This is a genomic window from Halomonas sp. LMYGS-3, from assembly GCF_059509875.1.
The window spans coordinates 132,898-155,380 of record NZ_JCAKFQ010000003.1 but is presented as its reverse complement, the minus strand read 5'-3'; the positions used below and the strand labels follow the sequence as shown (position 1 = coordinate 155,380).

At 67.3% G+C, this 22,483-nt stretch carries 21 protein-coding genes; 16 read left to right on the top strand and 5 right to left on the bottom strand.

Going from position 1 to position 22,483, the window contains the following annotated elements; all coding sequences use genetic code 11:
* The first annotated feature begins 233 nt into the window (after positions 1 to 233).
* From ectA to yidD, 9 genes are all read left to right on the top strand, one after another.
* Positions 234 to 812, top strand: coding sequence for a diaminobutyrate acetyltransferase (gene ectA, locus AC5W54_RS04310; protein ID WP_495960835.1), 579 nt, complete (start codon positions 234 to 236; stop codon positions 810 to 812).
* Positions 813 to 914: 102 nt separating this feature from the next.
* On the top strand, positions 915 to 2,180 hold the full coding sequence (gene ectB, locus AC5W54_RS04305) for a diaminobutyrate--2-oxoglutarate transaminase (protein WP_495960834.1): 1,266 nt from the start codon (positions 915 to 917) through the stop codon (positions 2,178 to 2,180).
* Positions 2,181 to 2,278: 98 nt separating this feature from the next.
* Positions 2,279 to 2,692 (top strand): ectoine synthase, encoded by a 414-nt coding sequence (locus tag AC5W54_RS04300; RefSeq protein ID WP_495960833.1) that lies wholly within the window; start codon positions 2,279 to 2,281, stop codon positions 2,690 to 2,692.
* A gap of 281 nt (positions 2,693 to 2,973) precedes the next feature.
* Complete coding sequence (locus AC5W54_RS04295) at positions 2,974 to 3,822, top strand: ATP-dependent zinc protease family protein (RefSeq protein ID WP_495960832.1); 849 nt, start codon at positions 2,974 to 2,976, stop codon at positions 3,820 to 3,822.
* A gap of 42 nt (positions 3,823 to 3,864) precedes the next feature.
* Positions 3,865 to 5,370, top strand: coding sequence for a UUP1 family membrane protein (locus AC5W54_RS04290; RefSeq protein ID WP_495960831.1), 1,506 nt, complete (start codon positions 3,865 to 3,867; stop codon positions 5,368 to 5,370).
* Between the two features lie 5 nt (positions 5,371 to 5,375).
* Positions 5,376 to 6,365, top strand: coding sequence for an alpha-L-glutamate ligase-like protein (locus tag AC5W54_RS04285; protein WP_495960830.1), 990 nt, complete (start codon positions 5,376 to 5,378; stop codon positions 6,363 to 6,365).
* 71 nt (positions 6,366 to 6,436) lie between these two features.
* On the top strand, positions 6,437 to 6,892 hold the full coding sequence (locus tag AC5W54_RS04280; protein WP_495960829.1) for a Fur family transcriptional regulator: 456 nt from the start codon (positions 6,437 to 6,439) through the stop codon (positions 6,890 to 6,892).
* Between the two features lie 30 nt (positions 6,893 to 6,922).
* Complete coding sequence (gene hisI / locus AC5W54_RS04275) at positions 6,923 to 7,375, top strand: phosphoribosyl-AMP cyclohydrolase (protein ID WP_495960828.1); 453 nt, start codon at positions 6,923 to 6,925, stop codon at positions 7,373 to 7,375.
* Between the two features lie 7 nt (positions 7,376 to 7,382).
* Positions 7,383 to 7,745 carry a membrane protein insertion efficiency factor YidD gene (yidD, locus tag AC5W54_RS04270; protein WP_495960827.1) on the top strand — a complete coding sequence of 121 codons (363 nt, stop codon included), beginning with the start codon at positions 7,383 to 7,385 and terminating at the stop codon, positions 7,743 to 7,745.
* 33 nt (positions 7,746 to 7,778) lie between these two features.
* Here yidD and AC5W54_RS04265 read toward each other — a convergent pair whose 3' ends face one another.
* The 3 genes from AC5W54_RS04265 to AC5W54_RS04255 all read right to left on the bottom strand — a co-directional run bounded on the left by AC5W54_RS04265 (position 7,779) and on the right by AC5W54_RS04255 (position 11,001).
* Entirely contained in the window at positions 7,779 to 9,329 is a 1,551-nt protein-coding gene (locus AC5W54_RS04265) for a Fic family protein (RefSeq protein ID WP_495960941.1), read from the bottom strand.
* Between the two features lie 94 nt (positions 9,330 to 9,423).
* The gene (locus AC5W54_RS04260) at positions 9,424 to 9,849 is read right to left on the bottom strand and encodes a SufE family protein (RefSeq protein ID WP_495960826.1); all 426 of its coding nucleotides are present in this window, start codon (positions 9,847 to 9,849) and stop codon (positions 9,424 to 9,426) included.
* Positions 9,850 to 9,876: 27 nt separating this feature from the next.
* Positions 9,877 to 11,001: a tyrosine-type recombinase/integrase gene (locus AC5W54_RS04255; RefSeq protein ID WP_495960825.1), complete on the bottom strand. Its 1,125-nt coding sequence runs from the start codon at positions 10,999 to 11,001 to the stop codon at positions 9,877 to 9,879.
* A gap of 372 nt (positions 11,002 to 11,373) precedes the next feature.
* On the opposite strand from AC5W54_RS04255, the gene AC5W54_RS04250 reads away from it, so the two are divergent.
* The gene (locus tag AC5W54_RS04250) at positions 11,374 to 12,408 is read left to right on the top strand and encodes a DNA-binding protein (protein WP_495960824.1); all 1,035 of its coding nucleotides are present in this window, start codon (positions 11,374 to 11,376) and stop codon (positions 12,406 to 12,408) included.
* A gap of 161 nt (positions 12,409 to 12,569) precedes the next feature.
* On the opposite strand, the gene nfuA is transcribed toward AC5W54_RS04250, so the two are convergent.
* On the bottom strand, positions 12,570 to 13,160 hold the full coding sequence (gene nfuA, locus AC5W54_RS04245; protein WP_495960823.1) for a Fe-S biogenesis protein NfuA: 591 nt from the start codon (positions 13,158 to 13,160) through the stop codon (positions 12,570 to 12,572).
* 237 nt (positions 13,161 to 13,397) lie between these two features.
* Between nfuA and metH the strand changes: the two genes are divergently transcribed.
* The 4 genes from metH (at position 13,398) to AC5W54_RS04225 (ending at position 20,769) form a co-directional block, all read left to right on the top strand.
* Positions 13,398 to 17,099: a methionine synthase gene (gene metH / locus AC5W54_RS04240; RefSeq protein ID WP_495960822.1), complete on the top strand. Its 3,702-nt coding sequence runs from the start codon at positions 13,398 to 13,400 to the stop codon at positions 17,097 to 17,099.
* Between the two features lie 55 nt (positions 17,100 to 17,154).
* Positions 17,155 to 18,483: an MATE family efflux transporter gene (locus AC5W54_RS04235; RefSeq protein ID WP_495960821.1), complete on the top strand. Its 1,329-nt coding sequence runs from the start codon at positions 17,155 to 17,157 to the stop codon at positions 18,481 to 18,483.
* A gap of 122 nt (positions 18,484 to 18,605) precedes the next feature.
* Positions 18,606 to 20,258: a nitrite/sulfite reductase gene (locus AC5W54_RS04230; RefSeq protein ID WP_495960820.1), complete on the top strand. Its 1,653-nt coding sequence runs from the start codon at positions 18,606 to 18,608 to the stop codon at positions 20,256 to 20,258.
* On the top strand, positions 20,251 to 20,769 hold the full coding sequence (locus tag AC5W54_RS04225; RefSeq protein WP_495960819.1) for a DUF934 domain-containing protein: 519 nt from the start codon (positions 20,251 to 20,253) through the stop codon (positions 20,767 to 20,769). Before AC5W54_RS04230 ends, AC5W54_RS04225 begins: the two co-directional genes overlap by 8 nt.
* A gap of 56 nt (positions 20,770 to 20,825) precedes the next feature.
* On the opposite strand, the gene smrA is transcribed toward AC5W54_RS04225, so the two are convergent.
* Complete coding sequence (gene smrA / locus AC5W54_RS04220; protein ID WP_495960818.1) at positions 20,826 to 21,431, bottom strand: DNA endonuclease SmrA; 606 nt, start codon at positions 21,429 to 21,431, stop codon at positions 20,826 to 20,828.
* A 122-nt stretch (positions 21,432 to 21,553) separates the two neighbouring features.
* Between smrA and AC5W54_RS04215 the strand changes: the two genes are divergently transcribed.
* Both AC5W54_RS04215 and arsC read left to right on the top strand, forming a co-directional pair.
* Positions 21,554 to 21,997, top strand: a complete 444-nt coding sequence (locus AC5W54_RS04215) for a gamma-glutamylcyclotransferase family protein (protein ID WP_495960817.1) — start codon at positions 21,554 to 21,556, stop codon at positions 21,995 to 21,997.
* Positions 21,998 to 22,081: 84 nt separating this feature from the next.
* Positions 22,082 to 22,435, top strand: coding sequence for an arsenate reductase (glutaredoxin) (arsC, locus tag AC5W54_RS04210; RefSeq protein ID WP_495960816.1), 354 nt, complete (start codon positions 22,082 to 22,084; stop codon positions 22,433 to 22,435).
* Positions 22,436 to 22,483: the final 48 nt, after the last annotated feature.

The following is a 22,483-nucleotide window of genomic DNA, read 5'->3' as shown; positions in this document are numbered from 1 at the left end:
GCCGACGGGCCACCGCCGGGTGGCTCGTCGGCATTCGAGCCAGGCGGAAATCGTCACCGGCCCGGCGCGAGAAACGGGCTAGACTCTGGATAGGCTCGCCACGAACCGCCATGGTCGGGTCGTCGCAGTATAATATTCTATTATGGATAGTGCGCGGCAGGATAATGCTTGCTTTGAAAAGCAATGAGCCGCTGTTATAATGCCTCCCAAATTCGCTACAGCGAAAAGCCATCATGAACACAACAACCGAGCCTTTCACCCCCTCAGCCGACCTGGCACGCCCCAGCGTGGCGGATGCCGTGGTCGGTTTCGATGCGATGCCCCTGTTCATCCGCAAGCCCAATCCCGATGACGGCTGGGGCATCTATGAGCTGGTCAAGTCGTGCCCGCCGCTGGACGTGAACTCGGCCTACGCCTACCTGCTGCTGGCCACGCAGTTCCGCGATACCTGCGCGGTGGCGACCAACGAGGAGGGCGAGATCGTCGGTTTCGTCTCCGGCTACGTGAAGAGCAATGCCCCGGACACCTACTTCCTGTGGCAGGTGGCGGTGGGCGAGAAGGCCCGCGGCACCGGCCTGGCACGCCGCCTGGTGGAAGCCGTCATGACCCGTCCCGAACTGACCGAGGTGCATCACCTCGAGACGACCATCACCCCCGACAACCAGGCCTCCTGGGGGCTGTTCCGCCGCCTCGCCGATCGCTGGCAGGCGCCGCTCAACAGCCGCGAGTACTTCTCCACCGATCAGCTCGGCGGGGAGCACGACCCGGAGAACCTGGTGCGTATCGGCCCCTTCCAGACCGATCGCCTCTGAGTCACCCCGTCCTTTCCTGCCTGGCGCGTGGCCACTCGTGGCCCCGCCACGCCCATCCGACTCGTCTTCTCTCGAACTCATCTTTTCCAAGGAGCTCGCCACATGCAGACCCAGACCCTCGAACGCATGGAATCCGACGTCCGGACCTATTCCCGCTCCTTTCCGGTGGTGTTCACCAAGGCCCTGAATGCGCGCCTCACCGATGAGGAAGGCCGCGAGTACATCGACTTCCTCGCCGGTGCCGGCACCCTGAACTACGGCCACAACAATCCGAAGATCAAGCAGGCGCTGCTCGACTACCTGGCCAGCGACGGCATCGTTCATGGCCTGGACTTCTGGACCGCCGCCAAGCGCGATTACCTCGAAGCTCTCGAGGAACTGATCCTCAAGCCGCGCGGCCTGGAGTACAAGGTGCACTTCCCGGGGCCGACCGGCACCAACGCCGTCGAGGCGGCCATCCGCCTGGCCCGCGTGGCCAAGGGACGTCACAACATCGTCACCTTCACCAACGGTTTCCATGGCGTGACCATGGGCGCGCTGGCCACCACCGGCAACCGCAAGTTCCGCGAGGCCACCGGCGGCATTCCCACCCAGGGTGCCTCTTTCCTGCCCTATGACGGCTACCTGGGCGAGCACACCGACACCCTGGACTATTTCGAGAAGTTGCTCGGCGACAAGTCCGGTGGCCTCGACGTCCCGGCCGCCGTGCTGGTCGAGACGGTGCAGGGGGAGGGCGGCATCAACGTCTCCGGCATCGAGTGGCTCAAGCGCCTGGAAGGCATCTGCCGCGCCCACGATATCCTGCTGATCATCGACGATATCCAGGCCGGCTGCGGCCGCACCGGCAAGTTCTTCAGCTTCGAGCATGCCGGCGTCACGCCCGATATCGTCACCAATTCCAAATCGCTCTCCGGCTTTGGGTTGCCGTTCGCCCACGTGCTGATGCGCCCGGAGCTCGACAAGTGGAAGCCGGGGCAATACAACGGCACCTTCCGCGGCTTCAACCTGGCCTTCACCAGCGCCGCCGCGACCCTGCGCCACTACTGGAGCGACGACACCTTCGAGCGTGACGTCCAGCGCAAGGGCAGGGTGGTCGCCGACCGCTTCCAGCAGATCGCCGCCTGGCTCAACGAGCGGGGCATCGAGGCGTCCGAGCGCGGCCGCGGGCTGATGCGCGGCATCGACGTCGGCAGCGGCGTCATCGCCGACAGGATCACCGCCAAGGCCTTCGAGAATGGCCTGGTGATCGAGACCAGCGGCCAGGACGGCGAGGTGGTCAAGTGTCTCTGCCCGCTGACCATTACCGACGAGGACCTGCTGGAAGGCCTGGACATCCTCGAGGCCAGCGTCAAGCAGGCGCTGAGCTGACAGGCTGAAGGGCCGTCCGCCGATCGCGCGGCGGCCCGGTCATCGACCGGTCCGGGCGACCGGTCTGTCATCGACACCCTGCACATCGGAGTTCCCCCATGATCGTTCGCAATCTCGAGGAAGCGCGCCAGAGCGACCGGCTGGTCAAGGCCGAGAACGGCAACTGGGACAGCACACGCCTGTCACTGGCCGACGATGGCGGCAACTGTTCCTTCCACATCACGCGTATCTACGAAGGCACCGAGACCCACATCCACTACAAGCACCACTTCGAGGCGGTCTACTGCATCGAGGGCGAAGGGGAAGTGGAGACCCTGGCCGACGGCAAGATCTGGCCGATCAAGCCGGGCGACATCTATATCCTCGACCAGCATGACGAGCACCTGCTGCGTGCCAGCAAGACCATGCACCTGGCGTGTGTCTTCACTCCGGGCCTGACCGGCCACGAGGTGCATCGCGAGGATGGCTCCTATGCACCGGCCGGCGAGGCCGATGATCAGACGCCGCTCTGAGGCGGAGCTTCTGCGTGACGTCCGAGACGCCCCGAACCTGACGGATCGGGGCGTCGCCGCATCTGTCGGCGAATGTGCTGTCATCGTCAAGACATTCGTGGGAATTCGCCCGGTCCGGAATCCGATCCATGGGTTCGCATAATGTATATTATGTTAAATGATCGATAGCCACGTCCCCGCCCGGGGTCAACTCAACCTCGACGGCCCGGCATACGGCGTTGGACAAGGCAGCCGGCGACTCCTTATCATCACGCCACCACCTACAGGATCCCCTTCACCACATGCGACACCGCCTGCTGACCATCGGAGCACTGCCCCTCGTCTTGCTGTTGACCGGCTGCGCCCTGTCGGGCGACAACCCCGACCCCGCGCCGGAACCGACGCTGACCCCCGACGAGTTCGCCATGCGCATCGACCGCCTGGAGGCCGACATGGCCGCGCGCTGTGACGGACAGCAGGCGCTGCTGGCCGCACAGCTCCAGCGTCAGGAACTGCTGGATACCGAGGTACGTGACATCGGCAGCATGCTGCGCTACCTGCGTGCCGACATCGAGCGGCTGGAACGCACCGACGGCGAACCGGTCGTGGTGTCCCGCGAGTGTGTCGCCGACGAGCTCGGGCTCGCCAACAAGGCCGTGGTCGGTCGCAGTGAATGGATCGGGCTGCCGGACGTCGGCACCTACCTCAAGGCGCGGGTCGACTCCGGGGCCAACACGTCCTCGCTGTCGGCCACCGACATCACGCGCTTCGAGCGCGACGGCGAGGACTGGGTACGCTTCAAGCTCGGCCTGAGCGAGGATGACGTGGCGGTGGAGGGTATCCGCGACGAGTGGATCGAGGCCCCGGTGGAACGCCGCGTCCGAGTCCTCCAGGCGGCTGGCCAGACGTCCCGGCCGGTGGTCGGCCTGTTGATGACCCTGGGGCCGCTTCGCGAAACGGTGGAGTTCACCCTCAACGACCGCTCGCACCTCAATTACCCCGTGCTGCTGGGGCGGCGCTTCCTGATGGATATCGCGGTGATCGATGTAGCGGAAAGCTATCTGCATGAACGACCTGAGTTTCCCGGCGGGCGTCCGGCAGAGGAAGCCGAGCTCGACGAGGTCGGGGATCGAGATGACGAAGAAGCCTGAAGCGTCGGTTGGCCCGACGCTCCACCCTTCCAAGGATGACCCATGTCACGACTGCCCTTCTATCTGATCGTCGGCCTGTTGCTGGTGGCCGGTGTCGCCATGAGCGTGCATCGGCACGTGCAACTCGAAGTTCCCTGGACGCCCGGCGAGCAGCGCCAGGTCTGGGAGGTCGAGGCGCTGGTCAATTTCACTGCCCAGGGCGGCCCGGTCATGGTCGACATGGCCCTGCCGTCCAACCAGCAGGGCTTTCGGCTGCTGACCGAGAACACCGCCTCCCCGGGCTATGGCCTGGCATTCCTCGAGGATGAGCGCGGCCGGCGCGCCCAGTGGTCGATCCGCGATGCGGCCGGCAGTCAGCAGCTCTACTACACGGCACAGCTGCTGGTCGCGCCGGGGGCTCGTACGCCCACCGTCGAACCGCCTCCCCTGCGTCGCGATATCGTCTGGGAGCGTCCCTACGACACCGCCGCGGCCCAGGTGATCGAGCGTGCCTGGGGGCGCAGTGCCGATGCCTTCACCTTCGCCCGCGAGCTGATTCGTGATTTCGGCGACGAACGCCAGGGCGAGAACGCGCGCCTGCTGTTGACCCAGTTCGAGCGCAGCCCCCTGCTGGTGCGGCTGCTCAACCAGGCCGGCATTCCGGCCCGCGAGGTCAGCGGCCTGGTGCTCGAGGATGGCCGGCGGCGCCAGAGCCTGACCTCCTGGGTGCAGGTCTTCGACGACGAGCGCTGGGCGCTGTTCAACCCGGCCACCGGGGCCCAGGGGCGTCCCGACAACCTGCTGCTCTGGGAGTCCGCCGGCCAGGCGGTGCTGGAGGTCCAGGGGGCGACCAATTCCCGGGTCACCTTCTCGATGCTCACCCACAACCAGCCGGCCGCCGCCGCGGTACGCAACGAGCTGGCCGACGACACCCTGCTCAACTTCTCGATCCATAGCCTGCCGCTCGAGGAGCAGGCACTGTTCCAGACCATCCTGTTGATCCCCATCGGCGCCCTGGTGGTCGTGCTCCTGAGGGTGCTGGTCGGCATCAAGACCTCGGGTACCTTCATGCCCGTGCTGATTGCCCTGGCCTTCATCCAGACCACCCTGATCACGGGACTGATCGGCTTCCTGCTGATCGTCGCCGTGGGCCTGGTCATCCGGAGCTACCTGTCGTACCTGAACCTCCTGCTGGTGGCGCGGGTGACGGCGGTGATCATCACGGTGATCGCCATCATCTCGCTGTTCTCGGTACTCTCCTACCGCTTCGGACTCAATGCCGGCCTGACCATCACCTTCTTCCCGATGATCATCCTCTCCTGGACCATCGAGCGGATGTCGATCCTGTGGGAGGAAGAGGGTCCCAAGGAGGTGCTGATCCAGGGAGGTGGCAGCCTGCTCACTGCGGTGCTCGCCTACCTGGCCATGAACAATCCCTGGATCCGTCACATCACCTTCAATTTCCTGGGGGTCCAGCTGATACTGATGGCACTGATCCTGCTGCTCGGCAACTACACCGGCTACCGGTTGCTGGAGCTGCGCCGCTTCAAGCCCGTCACCGAGGATTGAGCCCCATGTGGACGACTCCCAACAAGCTCCGCGCGAAGGGCATCATCGGCATGAACCGGCGCAACATCCGCTACATCGGCCGCTACAACGCCCGGCGCCTCTATCCGCTGGTGGACGACAAGCTCAAGACCAAGCTGCTGGCCCAGGCGCATGGCATCACCACCCCGGCGCTGATCGGTACCGTGACCACCCAGTTCGGTGTCAAGCATCTGCGCGACATGCTCGAGGGCCACCACGGCTTCGTCATCAAGCCGGCCAAGGGCAGCGGCGGCAAGGGCATCCTGGTCATCGAGCAGAGCGCCGGCGGCGTCTACACCAAGCCGAGCGGTGCCCAGCTGGCCCTCGAGGATGTCGAGCGCCATGTCTCCAATATCCTCTCGGGGCTTTACTCCCTGGGGGGCTCTCCCGACGTGGCGGTAGTCGAGGCGCTGATCAACTTCGACGAGAGCCTCTCCGAGTACACCTATGAAGGGGTGCCGGACATCCGGGTGATCGTCTTCCGCGGATACCCGGTCATGGCCATGATGCGCCTTTCCACGGCGGCCTCCGACGGCAAGGCCAACCTGCACCAGGGCGCGGTCGGCGTGGGGCTCGACATCGCCAGCGGTACCGCCATCCGCAGCGTGCAGTTCGATCGCACCCGTCACGACCATCCCGATACCGGCCACGAGCTGGTCAGCCTGCGTATCCCCGGCTGGCGTACCCTGCTGTTGATGGCCGCCGGTTGCTACGAGATGACCGGGCTCGGGTATCTCGGGACCGATATGGTCCTCGACCGGAATCGTGGCCCCATGCTGCTGGAGCTCAATGCCCGCCCCGGGCTGGCCATTCAGATGGCCAACGGCGAAGGGCTCCGGCCACGACTCGACCTGATCGAGCAGCAGTCGGATGGCAGCTCCCCCGAGCAGCGGGTGGACTTCGCCCAGCAGCACTTCGCCCGGCAGAGCGAACTACGCGAGAGCGAACCGGAACTCCCCGCCGTGGCCGTGGGTTGAGGGCGTCGACTGGCTCCCGCAACGCCCGGCGCGTAGAATATGGCATTCCACTCAGCCACCCCATGGCCGCCATGACCGACTCCCGTGCCCTGATGCATCAGGCCGAAAGGCAATGCCTGCGCCACGGCGTTCGCTTCACGCCGATCCGCCGTCGCGTGCTGGAACTGATCGCCGACTCCCCCGGCGGCCTCAAGGCCTATGATCTGCTCGACAGACTGGCGACGGAGCACGCCGCGGCACGGCCGCCGACCATCTACCGGGCCCTCGAGTTCCTCATCGACCAGGGACTGGTGCATCGCATCGAGTCGCTCAACGCCTACGTGGCCTGCCCCTGTCCCGAGCATGCCCACGGCTTCCAGCTGCTGATCTGCCGCCATTGCGGCCGCGTCGAGGAACTCCACCTGGATGACGTCAATGCCCAACTGGTACGGCGCGCCCGGGACCTGGGATTTCGTGTCGACCGCCAGACCATCGAGCTGCTCGGCCGTTGCGAGGCCTGCCTCCAGGCCGCCGCCGGCGAGCAGTGAGCGCCCTTCCCTTCGCGCACAGGAGCCCGCATGAGTGACACCTTCAAGCGCCTCGAGCAGGCCAGCGTCGACAGCCAGCACTCGCTGGACGAGATTCTCGCCTCGGTCCGCTTCAGCGCCGAGGGACTGATCCCCGTCATCGCCCAGCAGCACGATAGCGGTGAGGTGCTGATGATGGCCTGGATGAACCGTGAGGCACTCGAGGAGACGCTGGCAACCGGGCGGGTCTGCTACTGGTCCCGCTCCCGGGGCCGGCTGTGGCGCAAGGGCGAATCCTCCGGCCAGCGGCAGCATCTCAGGCGGGCGGCGCTGGACTGCGACGGCGATACCCTGCTGCTGCAGGTCGACCAGACCGGACCCGCCTGCCATACCGGCCGGCGCAGCTGCTTCTACGTGGCGCTGGAGGCCGACCGGGCGCGCATCACCAGTGCGCCGCTGATCGACCCGGCCACCCTCTACGGCCGCTCCGGGCAGCAGGGCTGAGCCGCCCATGTCCCGCCCGGCCGCCCTTCTCCGCCGCGCCGGATGCCTGCTGGCCCGGGGCCTGGGACGGATCGTGATCGGCCTGGTGACGGTCTACCAGTTCACGCTCAGCCCCCTGCTCGGCCCCCGCTGCCGCTTCTGGCCGAGCTGTTCCCACTACACGGTGGAGGCGATCCGGGTGCACGGGCCGTTCAAGGGGGGCTGGCTTTCGGCCAGGCGGATCGTGCGCTGTCATCCCGGCAGCGACGGCGGCATCGACCCGGTCCCGGGCGGGCCCAGCGAGCAACTGTGTCGCGAGGACGACGAGCTGGACGAGACCTTCTGCTGCCGCGCCTCGCCGTCGCACCGGGAGGCCTCCCGCGGACGCTGACCGATCGCCTCATGCCCTGGCTCACGCTCTGTCTCAGGCCCTGTCCCCCACATCGGCGAACCCCTCCGCCACCAGTGCTTCCAGGCGGCGTGCCAGATTGTCGTCCTCCAGTGCCGCAAACTCCCTCGCCAGCTTGCCGCTGACTCGGCCATGCTGGCGGATGGCACGAATGATGCGGTCGATATGATCGTCGGGCCCCTCGATCCAGTCCTTGATCGCCTCACGCGTGCAGTACCAGGCACGCTGCACGGCGGCCTGGTGATGCATCTCATGCTCCAGGGTGTAGCGAATGATCTCGGCCAGGTACTCCACCTGCTCGGTCAGATCGGGATAGCGCCAGCTCGGCGCGGCATCCCGGTAGGCGGCGAAGGCAAAGTCCGACTCGACACCGTCGGGATAGCGCCGGCGCTCACGCAGAAAATCGACCGCCTCCCGGTATTTCAGCATCAAGGGGCGTGAATAGCGCTCCAGCACCCGGTCATATTCGACGCGTCTGATCGACGATGAGGTGATGGCCGCCGAGACGGGCAGGATGAAGGGCTCGGGAACGACACCGTCACGACGCAGCAGGTCATTGACCAGGAAGCGCGAGACTCGCCCATTGCCATCGGCCAGCGGATGTATGAAGACGAAGCCGAAGCTGGCCACCGCCGCCCGGGCCAGCGCCAGCGCGGGATCGGTGGTCTCGAGGAAGCGTCGCAGGCCCTCCAGCATGTCCGGCACCCACTCCCAGTGCGGGCAGACATAATGCACCACCGCCCCCTGATCGACGGAGCGGCTGCCGACGAATACCGGTGACCGACGCAGGCCAGGGCGAATCGTCGCGGTCCCCAGGATGGCCGCCTGCAGGTCGCTCAGCGCCCCGGCATCGAGCGGGTCGTCGAGTTGCCCGCAATACGCCTCCATGGCTGCGGCGAAGCGCTGAATGCGCCCCTGATGGCCGCCCTCGTGCTCGATCACGAAACTGGCCCGGCTCTCCTTGATGGTCAGCCACACGGCGCTACGTCGCAGGATATCGGCGCCGAACTCGCCTTCCATGGTCGCCAGCTGCTTCCGGATATCGTACTCCTCTGCCGCCTCGACGTGCGGCGTGCGACGCACCAGGGGGCAATAGTCCGGGGTGCCCGGCAGGTTGTCATTGATGCGCCAGCGTCGATTGCGTCTCGGGGTGGCCGCCGTGACGTACTGGTTGGCGTTAAGCGCATCACGGTAGTTGCCTCCGACCCCCTCGACCTCCAGGCGCTCGCCGGTCAGCCACTCGTACAGGAAGCCGGTGCGTCGCGCATACTGGCCGGTCGGCTCCGTGCGAATCCATTCCGCCAGAGCCGTCGACGGGAGAGTACGGAAGAGGCGCGCCAGAAACTCGAGGTGAATGCCTTCATGCTTCAAGGCGAAGGTCAGGTGGGCGCCCAGCGTATTCGCCGGCCGCATGGCCTCGAGATAGACCTCATGGCGGCGGCCGTCGAATTCATGAGTATGGCGGGCGCGCCCGATGCGACTCTCGACCGCAAAGGGCTGCGTCGCCGTCACGCCATAGTGAGCCGCTAGCCAGCCATAGCCGATTTCATCGCCCGCCTGAGTCATCAAAACGATTATCTCGCTGCAAAAATGATTAGAATGACAGGCTAGCGTAAAAAAATGATTATGACAGCACTGCGTGGCGCCCGGCCGCGGGCGGTCAGGCCGCTGCCTGCTCCGCCACCTCGTAGATGCGTGCCAGCATGCTGTGCAGGCCGTTGCTGCGGGTCGGCGAGAGGTGCTTGTCGAGCCCCAGGTCCTTGAGGAAGTGCGGGCTGGTGGCGCGGATCTCGGGCGCCGGGCGATCGTTGTAGATGCGCAGCAGCACGGCGATCAATCCGGAGACGATGGCGGCGTCGGAGACGGCGTCGAAATGGATGACGCCGTCGTCGTGACGATGGTGGATCCAGACGTTCGACTGGCAGCCCTGGATCTTCCGCTCGGGCGTCTTCCACTCGTCGGGGAAATCGGGCAGCTGCTTGCCCATGTCGATGATGTACTGGTAGCGATCCATCCAGTTGTCGAACATCTCGAACTCGTCCTGCAGCTCCTGCTGGGCCTGCTCGGTGGTGAACTCGGAACTCATGATGTCTCCTTCAAGGGGGTGCCCCCATTATAACGCGTCGCGGCGGCCATCACGATCCGGCGAGGGCGCCAGGCCATGGGCCGACTGCTGGCGATGCCACTCCTCGTCCTCGGCGTGGAGGTAGCGGGCCGTCGTATCGAGCCGCGCATGGCGTGCGGTGCTGGCCAGGTAACGAAGCTCCACCCCGGCCTGGGCCTGGTGGGTCAACGCCGTATGGCGAAGCCAGTGCGGCGTGGCGTGGCGCAGGCGCTCGACCTCGGCGCGGCCCGCTTCGCCGCGCTCCGCTTCCAGGGCATCGGCGGCGTCGCGGAAGGTCTCGCGGATCAACCGGTAGAGCCGGTTGTCGCCGAGGCCGCGCTCGCCGTCCAGGGCGCGCAGCAACGGGCCATCGTCGTCCGCTGCCGGCTGCGGGGCAAGCCCCAGGTGGGCGCGCCACGTCGCGAGCAGTACGAGCATGTCCGGCGGCACCGGGATGCGCGCCGCCTTGTCACCCTTGCCCACCACCCGCCACCACCAGCGCCCTTCCCGGCGCACGAAGTCGCCCATGCGCGCCGCACTCATCTCGCCGATCCGCGGCGCGAGCAGGTAGGCGAAGCCGAACACCAGCCGCCGACGCTCGGCCTCGAAGCGCTGGCGCCGCGAGACGCCCTCCTCCGGCAGCCGATTCAGCCACGCCCACAACCACGCCCACAGGGGCCGCTCCAGATAGCGCTCGATGCCGCCCTGGCGGTTGTCGAGCCGTCGCCGCTTGTCGCGCATCAGCCGGAACGGGTTGTGGGCCACCCAGCCGGCCTCGACCAGCCAGGCGAAGAGCCCCTGCAGGATCACCAGGCTCTGGCGGCGGCTCGCCGGCGACAGCGGGCCACGGAAGGGACGCCACTGGGGGCTGTGTCGGGGGCGCGACGGCCCGACCCACTGCTCGCGCGGCCGGGGGTCGGCGAGAAAGGCCTCGAAGGCGTCGAGGTCATCGCGCCGGAGATCGCCGAGCCCCCTGCCCTGCCCGGTCAGCCACAGCAGCAAGCGTTCGGCCTCACGGCGGTAGGCGCGACGGGTCTGCGGGCTTGCCCGATACTCGGCCAGCCACAGCGCCACGGCCTCGGCGTCGCTGCCGGCGTCGACACGGAGGCCAGCGGGTCGGGTCACCTGCGGCATCCGGGTCACCGGGCCGTCAAGTGGGCCACCCGTATTCCCGGCCCCCCGTAACCGCCCTTCCCCGTCGTCACGCTCGGCCTCTTCTCCCTCTCTGTCCGTGTGAACCATCGCCTCCCTCTCGCCCCCGCGTTATCCCTTGCTCGCTCCTTCTCGCTGGCCTTCCGAGCGACCGATCATCTGCGGGCGTATTGTCCGGTACAGGTAATCAATAATCAAGATAAGCCGCGTAATCTTGATTTCTTCGCCACTCCAATAACGTATATTACGTTATATGTAATATGTAATAACCTTCCCTTCCCCCGCGGGGCACGCTATCCTGGCCTCGGGCCAGGCCCGGGGACGGGCGGCAGAACGACCAGCGAGGAGAAGGCGATGGCGCGCAGCGGCGTGCAGTACGAGGATGTGCAGCGGGCGATCGATGACCTGCTGGCCCGGGGCGAGGCGCCCAGCGTGCAGAAGGTGCGCGAGGTCCTGGGCACCGGCAGCTTCACCACCATCAGCGAGCATCTGCGCGAGTGGCGCGCCCGTCGCGAGGAGAACCGCGATGTGCCACCGCCCCGCGGCATGCCGGCCGCCCTGCAGGAACTGGCCGAGGCGCTGTGGCAGAAGGCCCAGGAGGCGGCCAACGAGGCCCTCGCCCACTACCGCGAGGAAGCCGACCGCCGTGCCGGAGAGGCGCGGGAGGCCGTGGCCGAGTCGCGACGTCAGGCGGAAGATGCCGAGCAGCGCGAGGCGGCCCTGGCCACCCACCTGGCCAGCACCGAGCGACGACTGGAGGAGCGCAGCGCGGCCCTGGCCCGAGGCGAAGCCGAGCGGGAGGCGCTGGCGGAGCAGCAGGCGCGCCACGCGACCCGGGCCGCACAGCTCGCGGAGCAGCTGGCACACCTGCAGGCGGAGAAGGAGCGCCAGGCCCGCGACCATCAGCAGGCCCTGACGGAACGTGAAGCCCAGCACCGCGACCGCCTGGTCCAGGAGGAACAGCGTCACGAGAGCGCCGAAGCCCGCCTGATGTCGTTGCTCGACGAGGCGCGCCAGGAGCGCCAGGCGGCGGAGAAGGCCCATGCCGCCCGCGAACGACAGCTGGAGTCGCGGCTCGAGCGCCTGCAGCAGCAGCTGCAGGAGGCGCATGGCAGAATCGCCGAGGAGGAGAAGCGCTACCGCGAGGTCGAGTGGAGCCGCGCCCGGGCCGAGGAGCAGGCCGGCACCCTGCGCCACGAACAGGCGCTGCTACAGGCACGCATCGACGAGCAGAAGCGGCTGCTGGAGGAGCAGGCGCGGCGCCTGCGCAATCTCGAGGAACAGCTCCATCGCTGCCTCTGGCAGACTCCGGTGACCGCGCGGACCGAGGAAGCCAGGCCCGAAAACGCCGAAGGCCCCGCCGGTGCGGAGCCTTCAGAGGACCGATAAGAACGCGAAAAATCAAAGAATAAGGAAGCGCTGAGTTACGTCGCGAGCGAAGAGAGGCTGGTCGCCGCCGGAGCACAGCTGCCGGAGTGTAGTTCACTACATGAGGACAGCGAGCACCGCCGGCGACCAGGATATCGAGCGCAGCAGTAACTCAGGGTTTCCTAGCGGTAGTAGGCGTTTGTCGTGTCGGTATGGTCGGTCACGTCGCGGATGCCGGCCAGCTCCGGGATGCGCTCCAGCAGGGTTCGCTCGACCCCCTGCTTGAGGGTCAGGTCCACCGCGGCACAGCCCTGGCAGCCGCCGCCGAAGGCCAGCACCGCTACCTGCTCCTCGGTGAGCTCGACTAGCTTGATCTCGCCGCCGTGGGCGGCGAGCCCCGGGTTGATCTCGCTATAGAGGATGTAGTTGACGCGATCCTCCAGCGGGCTGTCGGCGTTGACCTTGGGCATCTTGGCATTGGGCGCCTTGATGGTCAGCTGACCGCCCATGCGGTCGGCGTTGAAGTCGACCACCGCCTCCTCGAGGAACGGGAGGCTGTGCTTGTCGAGATAGACGGCGATCTTCTCCAGCTCGAGACGCTCGTCGCTGGGCTCTTCCTCGCCGGGACGGCAGTAGGCGAGGCAGGTCTCGGCGTAGGGGGTACCCGGCTGGGTGATGAAGATACGCACGGCAATGCCCTCGACGTTCTGCTTCTCGAGCAGCTCGGCAAGGTAGTCCTGGGCGCTGTCGGTGATCTGGATGCTATCGCTCATGGTGTTCTCGCTGGTCGGGCCGCTGCCCAGTCGGGCAGGCCGTAAGTGACATATCCTTCATGGTAAGCAAAACCGGCCTGCGAGACAATCCCGACCATTTTGGTCGGCTTTTGATCGGCCCTGCCCTCGCGGCGCCGCATTTGTTAACATACGGGCCGACTCGGCCCGCCCAAGAAGACGCCTAGAGGCGCCCACGCGGCCGGCTACCCGTGACTTCGCTGGAGATCGACCCGACCCATGGCCGCCGTTCCCACCGCCCTGACTGCCACGCTCACCGACAGCCTCTCCCGGCGCATCCTGATGCTCGACGGGGGCATGGGGACCATGCTGCAGAACGCCAGCCTCGAGGAAGCCGACTTCCGCGGCGAGCGGTTTGCCGACTGGCCGAGCGACCTCAAGGGCAACAACGACCTGCTGGCGCTGACCTGCCCCGATCTGGTGACCCGCATCCACCGCGAGTACCTGGAGGCCGGGGCCGACATCGTCGAGACCAACACCTTCAACAGCACCCGCCTCTCCCAGTCCGACTACGGCATGGAAGACCTGGTCGCCGAGCTCAATCGCGAGTCGGCGCGTCTGGCCCGGGCGGTATGCGACGCCGTGGCCGCCGAGACGGGGGTGCCGCGCTACGTGGCCGGGGTGCTGGGGCCGACCTCACGCACCGCCTCGCTGTCACCGGACGTCAACGACCCGGCCAAGCGCAACGTCACCTTCGACGAGCTCCGCGAGAACTATCTCGAGGCCGCCGCAGCCCTCATCGAGGGCGGCGCGGACCTGATCCTGATCGAGACCATCTTCGACACCCTCAACGCCAAGGCGGCGATCTACGCCCTCGAGGAGCTGTTCGAGGCGCGCGGCGAACGACTGCCGGTGATGATCTCCGGGACCATCACCGATGCCTCCGGTCGCACCCTGTCGGGCCAGACCACCGAGGCCTTCTGGAACTCGGTGCGCCACGCCCGGCCGCTCTCGATCGGCCTCAACTGCGCCCTGGGCGCCGAGGAGCTGCGTCCCTACGTCGAGGAGCTCGCGACCAAGGCCGACACCTTCGTCTCGGCCCACCCCAATGCCGGCCTGCCCAACGAGTTCGGCGAGTACGACCAGACGCCCGAGGAGATGGCCGCCATCGTCGCCGAGTTTGCCGAGAGCGGCCTGGTCAACATCATCGGGGGGTGTTGCGGCTCCACCCCCGAGCATATCGCGGCGATCCATCGGGCGATCCAGGGCCTGGCCCCGCGCCCGGTTCCCGAACGCTCCCGCGCCTGCCGCCTGTCGGGGCTCGAGCCCTTCAACATCGGCCCCGACTCGCTGTTCGTCAACGTCGGCGAGCGCACCAACGTCACCGGTTCGGCACGCTTCAAGCGGCTGATCGTCGACGAGGACTTCACCACCGCCCTCGAGGTGGCCCTGGAGCAGGTCGAGAACGGCGCCCAGCTCATCGACATCAACATGGACGAGGGCATGCTCGAGTCCGAGGAGGCCATGGTACGCTTCCTCAACCTGATCGCCGGCGAGCCCGACATCGCCCGGGTGCCGATCATGATCGACTCCTCCAAGTGGGAGATCATCGAGGCCGGGCTCAAGTGCGTGCAGGGCAAGGCGGTGGTCAACTCGATCTCGATGAAGGAGGGCGAGGACGCCTTCCGCGAGCAGGCCACCGTGTGCCGGCGGCACGGTGCCGCCGTGGTGGTGATGGCCTTCGACGAGGTCGGTCAGGCCGACACCTTCGCCCGCAAGACCGAGATCTGCGAGCGCGCCTACCGCATCCTCGTCGACGAGCTCGACTTCCCGCCGGAAGACATCATCTTCGACCCCAACATCTTCGCCATCGCCACCGGCATCGAGGAGCACGACAACTACGCCGTCGACTTCATCGAGGCGACCCGCTGGATCCGCGAGCATCTGCCCCACGCCCTGGTCTCCGGCGGCGTCTCCAACGTGTCGTTCTCGTTCCGCGGCAACAACCCGGTGCGCGAGGCGATCCATTCGGTCTTCCTCTACCACGCCATCCGCGCCGGCCTGACCATGGGCATCGTCAACGCCGGCCAGCTCGCCGTCTACGACGACCTGCCCACCGAACTGCGCGAGGCGGTGGAGGACGTGGTGCTCAACCGCCGCAGCGACTCCACCGAGCGCCTGGTGGACCTGGCCGACAAGTACAAGGGTGACGGTAACGGCGCGGCCAAGAAGGAGGACCTCGAGTGGCGCAGCTGGGAGGTCGAGAAGCGTATCGAGCACGCCCTGGTCAAGGGCATCACCGCCTTCATCGAGGAGGACACCGAGCTCGCCCGCCAACGCGCCGACCGCCCCATCGAGGTGATCGAGGGGCCGCTGATGGACGGCATGAACGTGGTCGGCGACCTGTTCGGCGCCGGCAAGATGTTCCTGCCCCAGGTGGTCAAGTCGGCGCGGGTCATGAAGCAGGCGGTGGCCTATCTCATTCCTTACATCGAGGCCGAGAAGAGCGAGGACACTCAAGCCAAGGGCAAGATCGTCATGGCCACGGTCAAGGGCGACGTCCACGACATCGGCAAGAACATCGTCGGCGTGGTCCTGCAGTGCAACAACTACGAGGTGATCGACCTCGGCGTCATGGTACCCGCCGAGAAGATCCTGCAGACGGCGCGCGAGGTCAACGCCGACATCATCGGGCTCTCCGGGCTGATCACGCCCTCGCTCGACGAGATGGTCCACGTCGCCAAGGAGATGCAGCGCCAGGGCTTCTCGCTGCCGTTGCTGATCGGCGGCGCCACCACCTCCAAGGCCCACACTGCGGTCAAGATCGAACCCGGCTACGAGCACCCGGTGATCTACGTCACCGATGCCTCGCGGGCCGTGGGGGTGGCCGGCAAGCTGCTCTCGCCGGGGCTCAAGGAGGCCTATGTGGCCGAGATCCGTGCCGAGTACGAGACGGTACGCGAGCGCAATGCCAGGCGCCGCCCCAAGGCCGCCGATCTCAGCTACGCCGAGGCCCGGGCCCGCAAGCCGGCTATCGACTGGGTGAACTACACCCCGCCCCACCCGGCCGTCACCGGCCTCATGGCCTTCGACGACTACGACCTCGACGAGCTGGTCGAGCGCATCGACTGGACGCCCTTCTTCATGAGCTGGCAGCTCGCCGGCAAATACCCGAAGATCCTCGACGACGCCGTGGTCGGCGAGGCGGCACGCAGCCTGTTCCAGGACGCCCAGGCGATGCTGCGCAAGCTGATCGACGAGAAGCGCATCCAGGCCCGCGGCGTGATCGGCCTGTGGCCGGCCAACAGCGTCGACGACGATGTCATCGAGGTCTACGCCGACGAGTCGCGTACCGAGGTGGTCGAGCGGCTCTACCATATCCGCCAGCAGACCACCAAGAACCGTGACGGCGTCTGCCATAGCCTGGCCGACTTCATCGCCCCGAAGGAGAGCGGCAAGCCCGACTGGATCGGCGGCTTCGCGGTCACCGCCGGCCACGGCGTCGAGGCGCTCAGCAAGGCCTACGAGGCCGCCGGCGACGACTACAATGCCATCCTGGTCCAGGCCCTGGCCGATCGCCTGGCCGAGGCCTTCGCCGAGCGCCTTCACGAACGGGTGCGCAAGGAGTTCTGGGGCTATGTGCCCGAGGAGTCGCTCGACAACGAGTCGCTGATCGCCGAGAAGTACCAGGGCATCCGCCCGGCGCCGGGGTACCCGGCCTGCCCGGACCATACCGAGAAGGCCACGCTGTTCCGGCTGCTCGAGGCCGAGGCCAACAGCGGCCTCGAGCTCACCGAAAACTTCGCCATGTGGCCGGCGGCGGCGGTCTCCGGCTGGTACTTCTCGCACCCGCAATCGAAGTACTTCTCGACGGGCAAGATCACCCGCGACCAGGTGGAAGTGCTGGCCGAACGCAAGGGCATGACGCTCGAGGAGCTCGAGCGCTGGCTCTCGCCGGTGCTCTCCTACGATCCCGCCTGAGCCAGGTGCCGGGCCCGCACCGCGCGGCCCGGTATCACCACCGACCGGAAGACGGATGCTGCCCGAGACCACCCGCCGCCAGACGATTCTGCGCCTCGCCCTGCCGATCATCGCCGGCATGCTCTCCCAGAGCCTGCTCAACCTGATCGATGCGGCCCTGGTGGGGTCGCTGGGCGAAGTGCCCCTGGCCGGGGTCGGCATCGGCGGCTACGCCATGTTCCTGATCACCGCCATGGTCTTCGGGCTCTCCTCCGGGGTGCAGGCCCAGACCGCCCGTCGCCACGGTGAGGAGGACTGGGGGCAGCGGGCGTTGGCACTCAACGCCGGCCTGCTGATCGCCCTGGCGGTTGCCGGCCCGCTGGCGCTGCTCTGCCTGTGGCAGGCGCCCCGCCTGCTGACCCTGATCAACCAGGACCCGGCGGTCACTGCCGTGGCGGTCGAGTATTTCCGCTGGCGTGTGGTCTCGCTGGTACCCGTGGCGATGATCTTCTGCTTCCGCGGCTACTGGAATGGCATCCAGCAGACCGGCATCTACCTGCGCATCATCCTGTTCATGCACCTGGTCAACGTGGTCGCGAGCATCGGCCTGATCTTCGGTCACTTCGGTCTGCCAGCGATGGGTGCCGCCGGCGCCGGCGCCGGCACCGCCCTTTCGCTCTATGTTGGCCTGGCGATCTGGACCCTGCTCAGCGCCCGTCACGCCACCCCCAGCGGTTTCCTGGCCGGCCTGCCGCGCCGGCTGACCGTGTTCACCACCCTGCGCCTGGCCACCCCCCACTCTTTCCAGCAATTCTGGTTCGCCGCCGGCTATGCCATGCTGTTCTGGATGCTCGGACGCGTCGGCACGCCCAGCGTGGCGGTGGGCCACGTGCTGGTGAACCTGTCGCTGCTGCTGATCCTGCCCGGCGTGGGCCTGGGGATGGCGGCGATGAGCCTGGTGGGCCAGGCGCTGGGGCGGCAGGCCCCCCGGGACGCCCATCGCTGGGGCTGGGAGGTGGTCCACCTGGCCTGGCCCTGCCTGGCGGCGCTGGCCCTACCCATGGCACTCTTCCCCGACGCGGTACTGGGGCTCTTCCTGCACGACCCGGCGCTGATCGCGCTGGGCCGGTTGCCGCTGCAGCTGACCGCGGCCATGATCGTGCTCGATGCCGCCGCCCTGGTCCTGGCCCAGGCGCTGCTCGGCGCCGGCGCCAACCGCCTGGTGATGACGGCGACCCTGACCATGCAGTGGCTGGTGTTCCTGCCGCTGGCGTGGTGGGTCGGCGTGGTGCTGGAGCATGGCTTGCTCGGCATCTGGTGGGTGCAACTGGGCTATCGCTGCCTCAACTCGGCCTGGTTCGCCTTGATCTGGCAGCGGCGGCGCTGGTTGCAACTACCGGTCTGACCCCGCTGTAATAACTCTTAACTCGAATTCTATGATCATTTATTCTTTCATAGAATATAGCAAGAGGAGTATGGTGCTTCTACCTATTCCTTCACCCGCACCGACCAGCAGGACACGCCTGAATGTACCGGTACGACACCTACGACCAGACCCTCGTGGATGAGCGCGTCGCCCAGTTCCGCGACCAGATGGAACGTCATCTGGCCGGCCGTCTCGGGGAGGAAGAGTTCCGCCCGCTGCGCCTGCAGAACGGCCTCTATATCCAGAAGCATGCGCCCATGCTGCGCATCGCCATCCCCTATGGCATGCTCGGCAGCCACCAGCTCAGGCGTCTGGCCACCATCACGCGCCGCTACGACCGCGGCTATGCGCACTTCACCACCCGCCAGAACCTGCAGCTCAACTGGCCGGCGCTGGAGGACGTGCCGGACATCCTCGGCGAGCTCGCCGAGGTGCAGATGCATGCCATCCAGACCAGCGGCAACTGCATCCGCAACACCACCAGTGACCAGTTCGCCGGCATCGCCGGCGACGAGGTGGAGGATCCGCGCCCCTGGTGCGAGCTGATCCGCCAGTGGTCGACCCTCCACCCGGAATTCGCCTTCCTGCCGCGCAAGTTCAAGATCGCGGTCTCCGGCGCCGCCGAGGACCGTGCCGCCATCCAGGTCCACGACATCGGTGTGCGTTTGTGGCACGACGATCGGGGCGAGCTGAAGGTGAAGGTGCTCGCCGGCGGAGGCCTGGGTCGCACGCCGATGATCGGCGACGTGGTGCGCGAGGACCTGCCCTGGCAGCACCTGCTCACCTACCTGGAAGCCTGCGTGCGGGTCTACAACCAGTTCGGCCGCCGCGACAACAAGTTCAAGGCGCGCATCAAGATCCTGGTCAAGGCGCTGGGCATCGAGGAGTTCCGCCGTCGCGTCGAGGCCGAGTGGGCCCACCTCAAGGATGGCCCCCAGACCCTCACGCCGGCCGCGGTGGAGGCCGCCCGCGCCCACTTCCCCGAACCCGAGCGGCGCCCGGTCGCCGAGGCCGCAGTTGCCGACTTCGAGCGATTGCGCGCCGAGAACCGCGCCTTCTCGCGCTTCGTCACCAACAACGTCACCGACCACAAGGTGCCGGGCTACAAGGCGGTCACCCTGTCGCTCAAGCGTCGCGAGCACGCCCCGGGCGACGTCACCGCCGACCAGATGGAAGCCGTTGCCGACCTCGCCGACCGCTTCAGCTTCGGCGAGATGCGGGTCACCCACGAGCAGAACCTGGTGCTCTCCGACGTGCCGGTGGACGAGATCGAGACCCTGTGGCGCGAGCTCGAGGCGCTGGGCATGGCCAACCCCACGGTGGGCACCCTCAACGACATCATCTGCTGCCCCGGCGGCGACTACTGCGGCCTGGCCAACGCGGTGTCGATTCCCATCGCCCAGGCGCTCCAGGAGCGCTTCGAGGACCTCGACTTCCTCTACGACCTGGGGCCGCTGGACCTCAACATCTCCGGATGCATGAACGCCTGCGGTCACCACCACGTCGGCCATATCGGCATCCTCGGCGTCGACAAGAAGGGCGAGGAGTACTACCAGATCTCGCTCGGCGGCAACGCCAGCGACGACGCCTCGCTGGGCAAGATCCTCGGCCCCTCCTTCTTCCGCGAGGACGTGCCCGAGGTGATCGACAAGGTGCTCAAGGTCTACGTGGAGCAGCGCTTCGATGACGAGCGTTTCCTCGACACCTATCGCCGAATCGGCCTGAAGCCGTTCAAGGAGCGGGTCTATGCCTGATCAACATCTGGAACACGCCCGCACCCTGATCAAGATGGGGCAGCCGGAGCAGGACGAGTGGGCACTGTCGCGCATCGAGGAGGCCCTGCCGGCCCGTCGCCCGGTGATCGTGCCCCTGGCACTGTGGCAGGCCCATCGCGACGACCCGAGCCTGGCCCCTTGGCTGGCCAGCGACACCGAGCTGACCGCCGAGCTGGCCGCCGAACTGGTCAAGGCGCCGCTGGTCGCCATCGACTTCCCCGCCTTCACCGACGGTCGCGGCTATACCCTGGCTCGGCTACTGCGGGAGCGCCACGGCTACGGCGGCGAAGTGCGAGCCATCGGTGACGTCCTGGTCGACCAGCTGTTCTACATGACCCGCTGCGGCTTCGACGCCCTGGCGCTGCGCGAGGACCAGCACCTCGACGACGCCCTGCGCGCCCTCGGTGCCTTCAGCGTCAGTTACCAGCCGGCGGTGGACCAGTCGGAGGCCCTCTTCGAGCGCCGCCTGCGCGAGAACGGCCACGCCTGATTCGAGTGCCCGCGCGAACGCGAACGGCCCGGCAGCGACTGCCGGGCCGTTCGCGTTTACGAGGCGGATCGGCCCCGTCGCTTCTGCTGGTGCTCGCGGTTGGCCGCCCTGGCGCGTTCGCTCTTGCGCAGCATCACCCAGGTCGCGCCGAGGCCGCCGTCGGCCCGGTCCGCCGAGGCATAGGCCTGGACCTCCTCGAACTGCGCCAGCCACTTGGCGAGATAGGAGCGCAGCACGTTGGGCGCGCTGTCGATCTCGCGGCCGCGGCCATGGATGATCAATAGCGAGCGCAGGTCGTGGGCATGGGCCTCCTGGATGAAGGGCGGCAGCACCCGGCGACACTCCTCGAGCGGGCGGCGCAGCAGGTGCAGGCGTGCCTGGGCGGCGTAGCCGCCGTGGCGCAGGCGGTCCACCACCCCCTGTTGGATGCCGTCGCGGCGGTACTCGAGCGGGTCGAAGGGGGGCACCAGGTCGACGAAATCGTCGGAGAGGAAATTGCGCCCCGCCGGCTCGGCGGCGGCACTCTCCCGCCGGGCGAGCTGGGCCTCGCTGGGGCCGTGCGTGGAACGGCCGGGATCCGCACGGTTGCGCTCCCGTTCGAGAGGACGCACATCACCCATCAGGGCCCTGAAGTCCAGATCATCGCGTGCCGACTGCGTCATGGGCCACCTCCCGATCGTCATGGGAATCCCCATCCTAGCAGAGCCTGTCGGGCGGCTTAAGCCGGACAGCGCCACCCGACCATGGCAGGATGGGAGCATCTCCCCGCGGGCCCGGAGCGACCATGACACGACTGCGCCTCCTGCTGTTGACCCTGTTCGGTCTGCCCCTCGCCGTGGCGGGCTGGTTGTGGCTGACCCTGCTCAGCCCCTTCGGCTACGACCCGCCCGAGGATCTGGCTCCCATCGCCGAGGGCCCCCATGAAGTGTTCGTCTACGGCACCCTGCGCTCGGGCCTGGTGCGCTGGGTGGTCATCGGGCGCAGGGGCGAGTCGCAATCCGCGGTGCTGGAAGGCTTCCGCCGGCAGGGACTCGATCTCGCCGAGGCGCCCGGCGAGCGGGTCCAGGGCGAAGTGATCGAGGTGAGCGCCTCCGAACTCGCCCGGCTCGACCGCTACGAGCGTCTGGGACTCCGCTACGAACGGGTCGCCCTGGAGCTCACCGATGGCCGCGAGGTATGGGTCTATCGCCGCCTGCCCGAGGCAGCGACGTCGGACGCGCGGTTGTGACCTGGCCAAGCCGCCTTCTACAATAGCCGCCGCCTTTCCCTTAATCACTGGCCCTTCCCTCACCGCCGGGACCAAGGAGTCCGCATGACCACCATCACGCTCTACCACAACCCGCGCTGTTCCAAGTCTCGCCAGGCGCTCGCCCTGCTTGAGGAGCGAAGCATCGATGTCAAGGTGCGTCGCTATCTCGACGACCCCCTCGACGAGGCCGAGCTGCGCGAGTTGATGTCGCGGCTCGACGCCGACGGCGAGGCCCTGGTGCGCACCCGGGAAGCGGAGTGGAAGTCGCTTGACGTCGACCTGCAGGATCAGGAACAGGTGATCGGCGCCCTCGTCGCCCACCCGCGATTGCTGGAACGTCCCATCGCCGACGACGGCCGGCTCGCGGTGATCGGCCGACCGCCGGAAGACGTCCTGGCGCTGCTCGACGCCGATTGACCCAGGAGCCTGCTTCAACGCTGCCTCGCCCGATCACTTTCCGGAGCC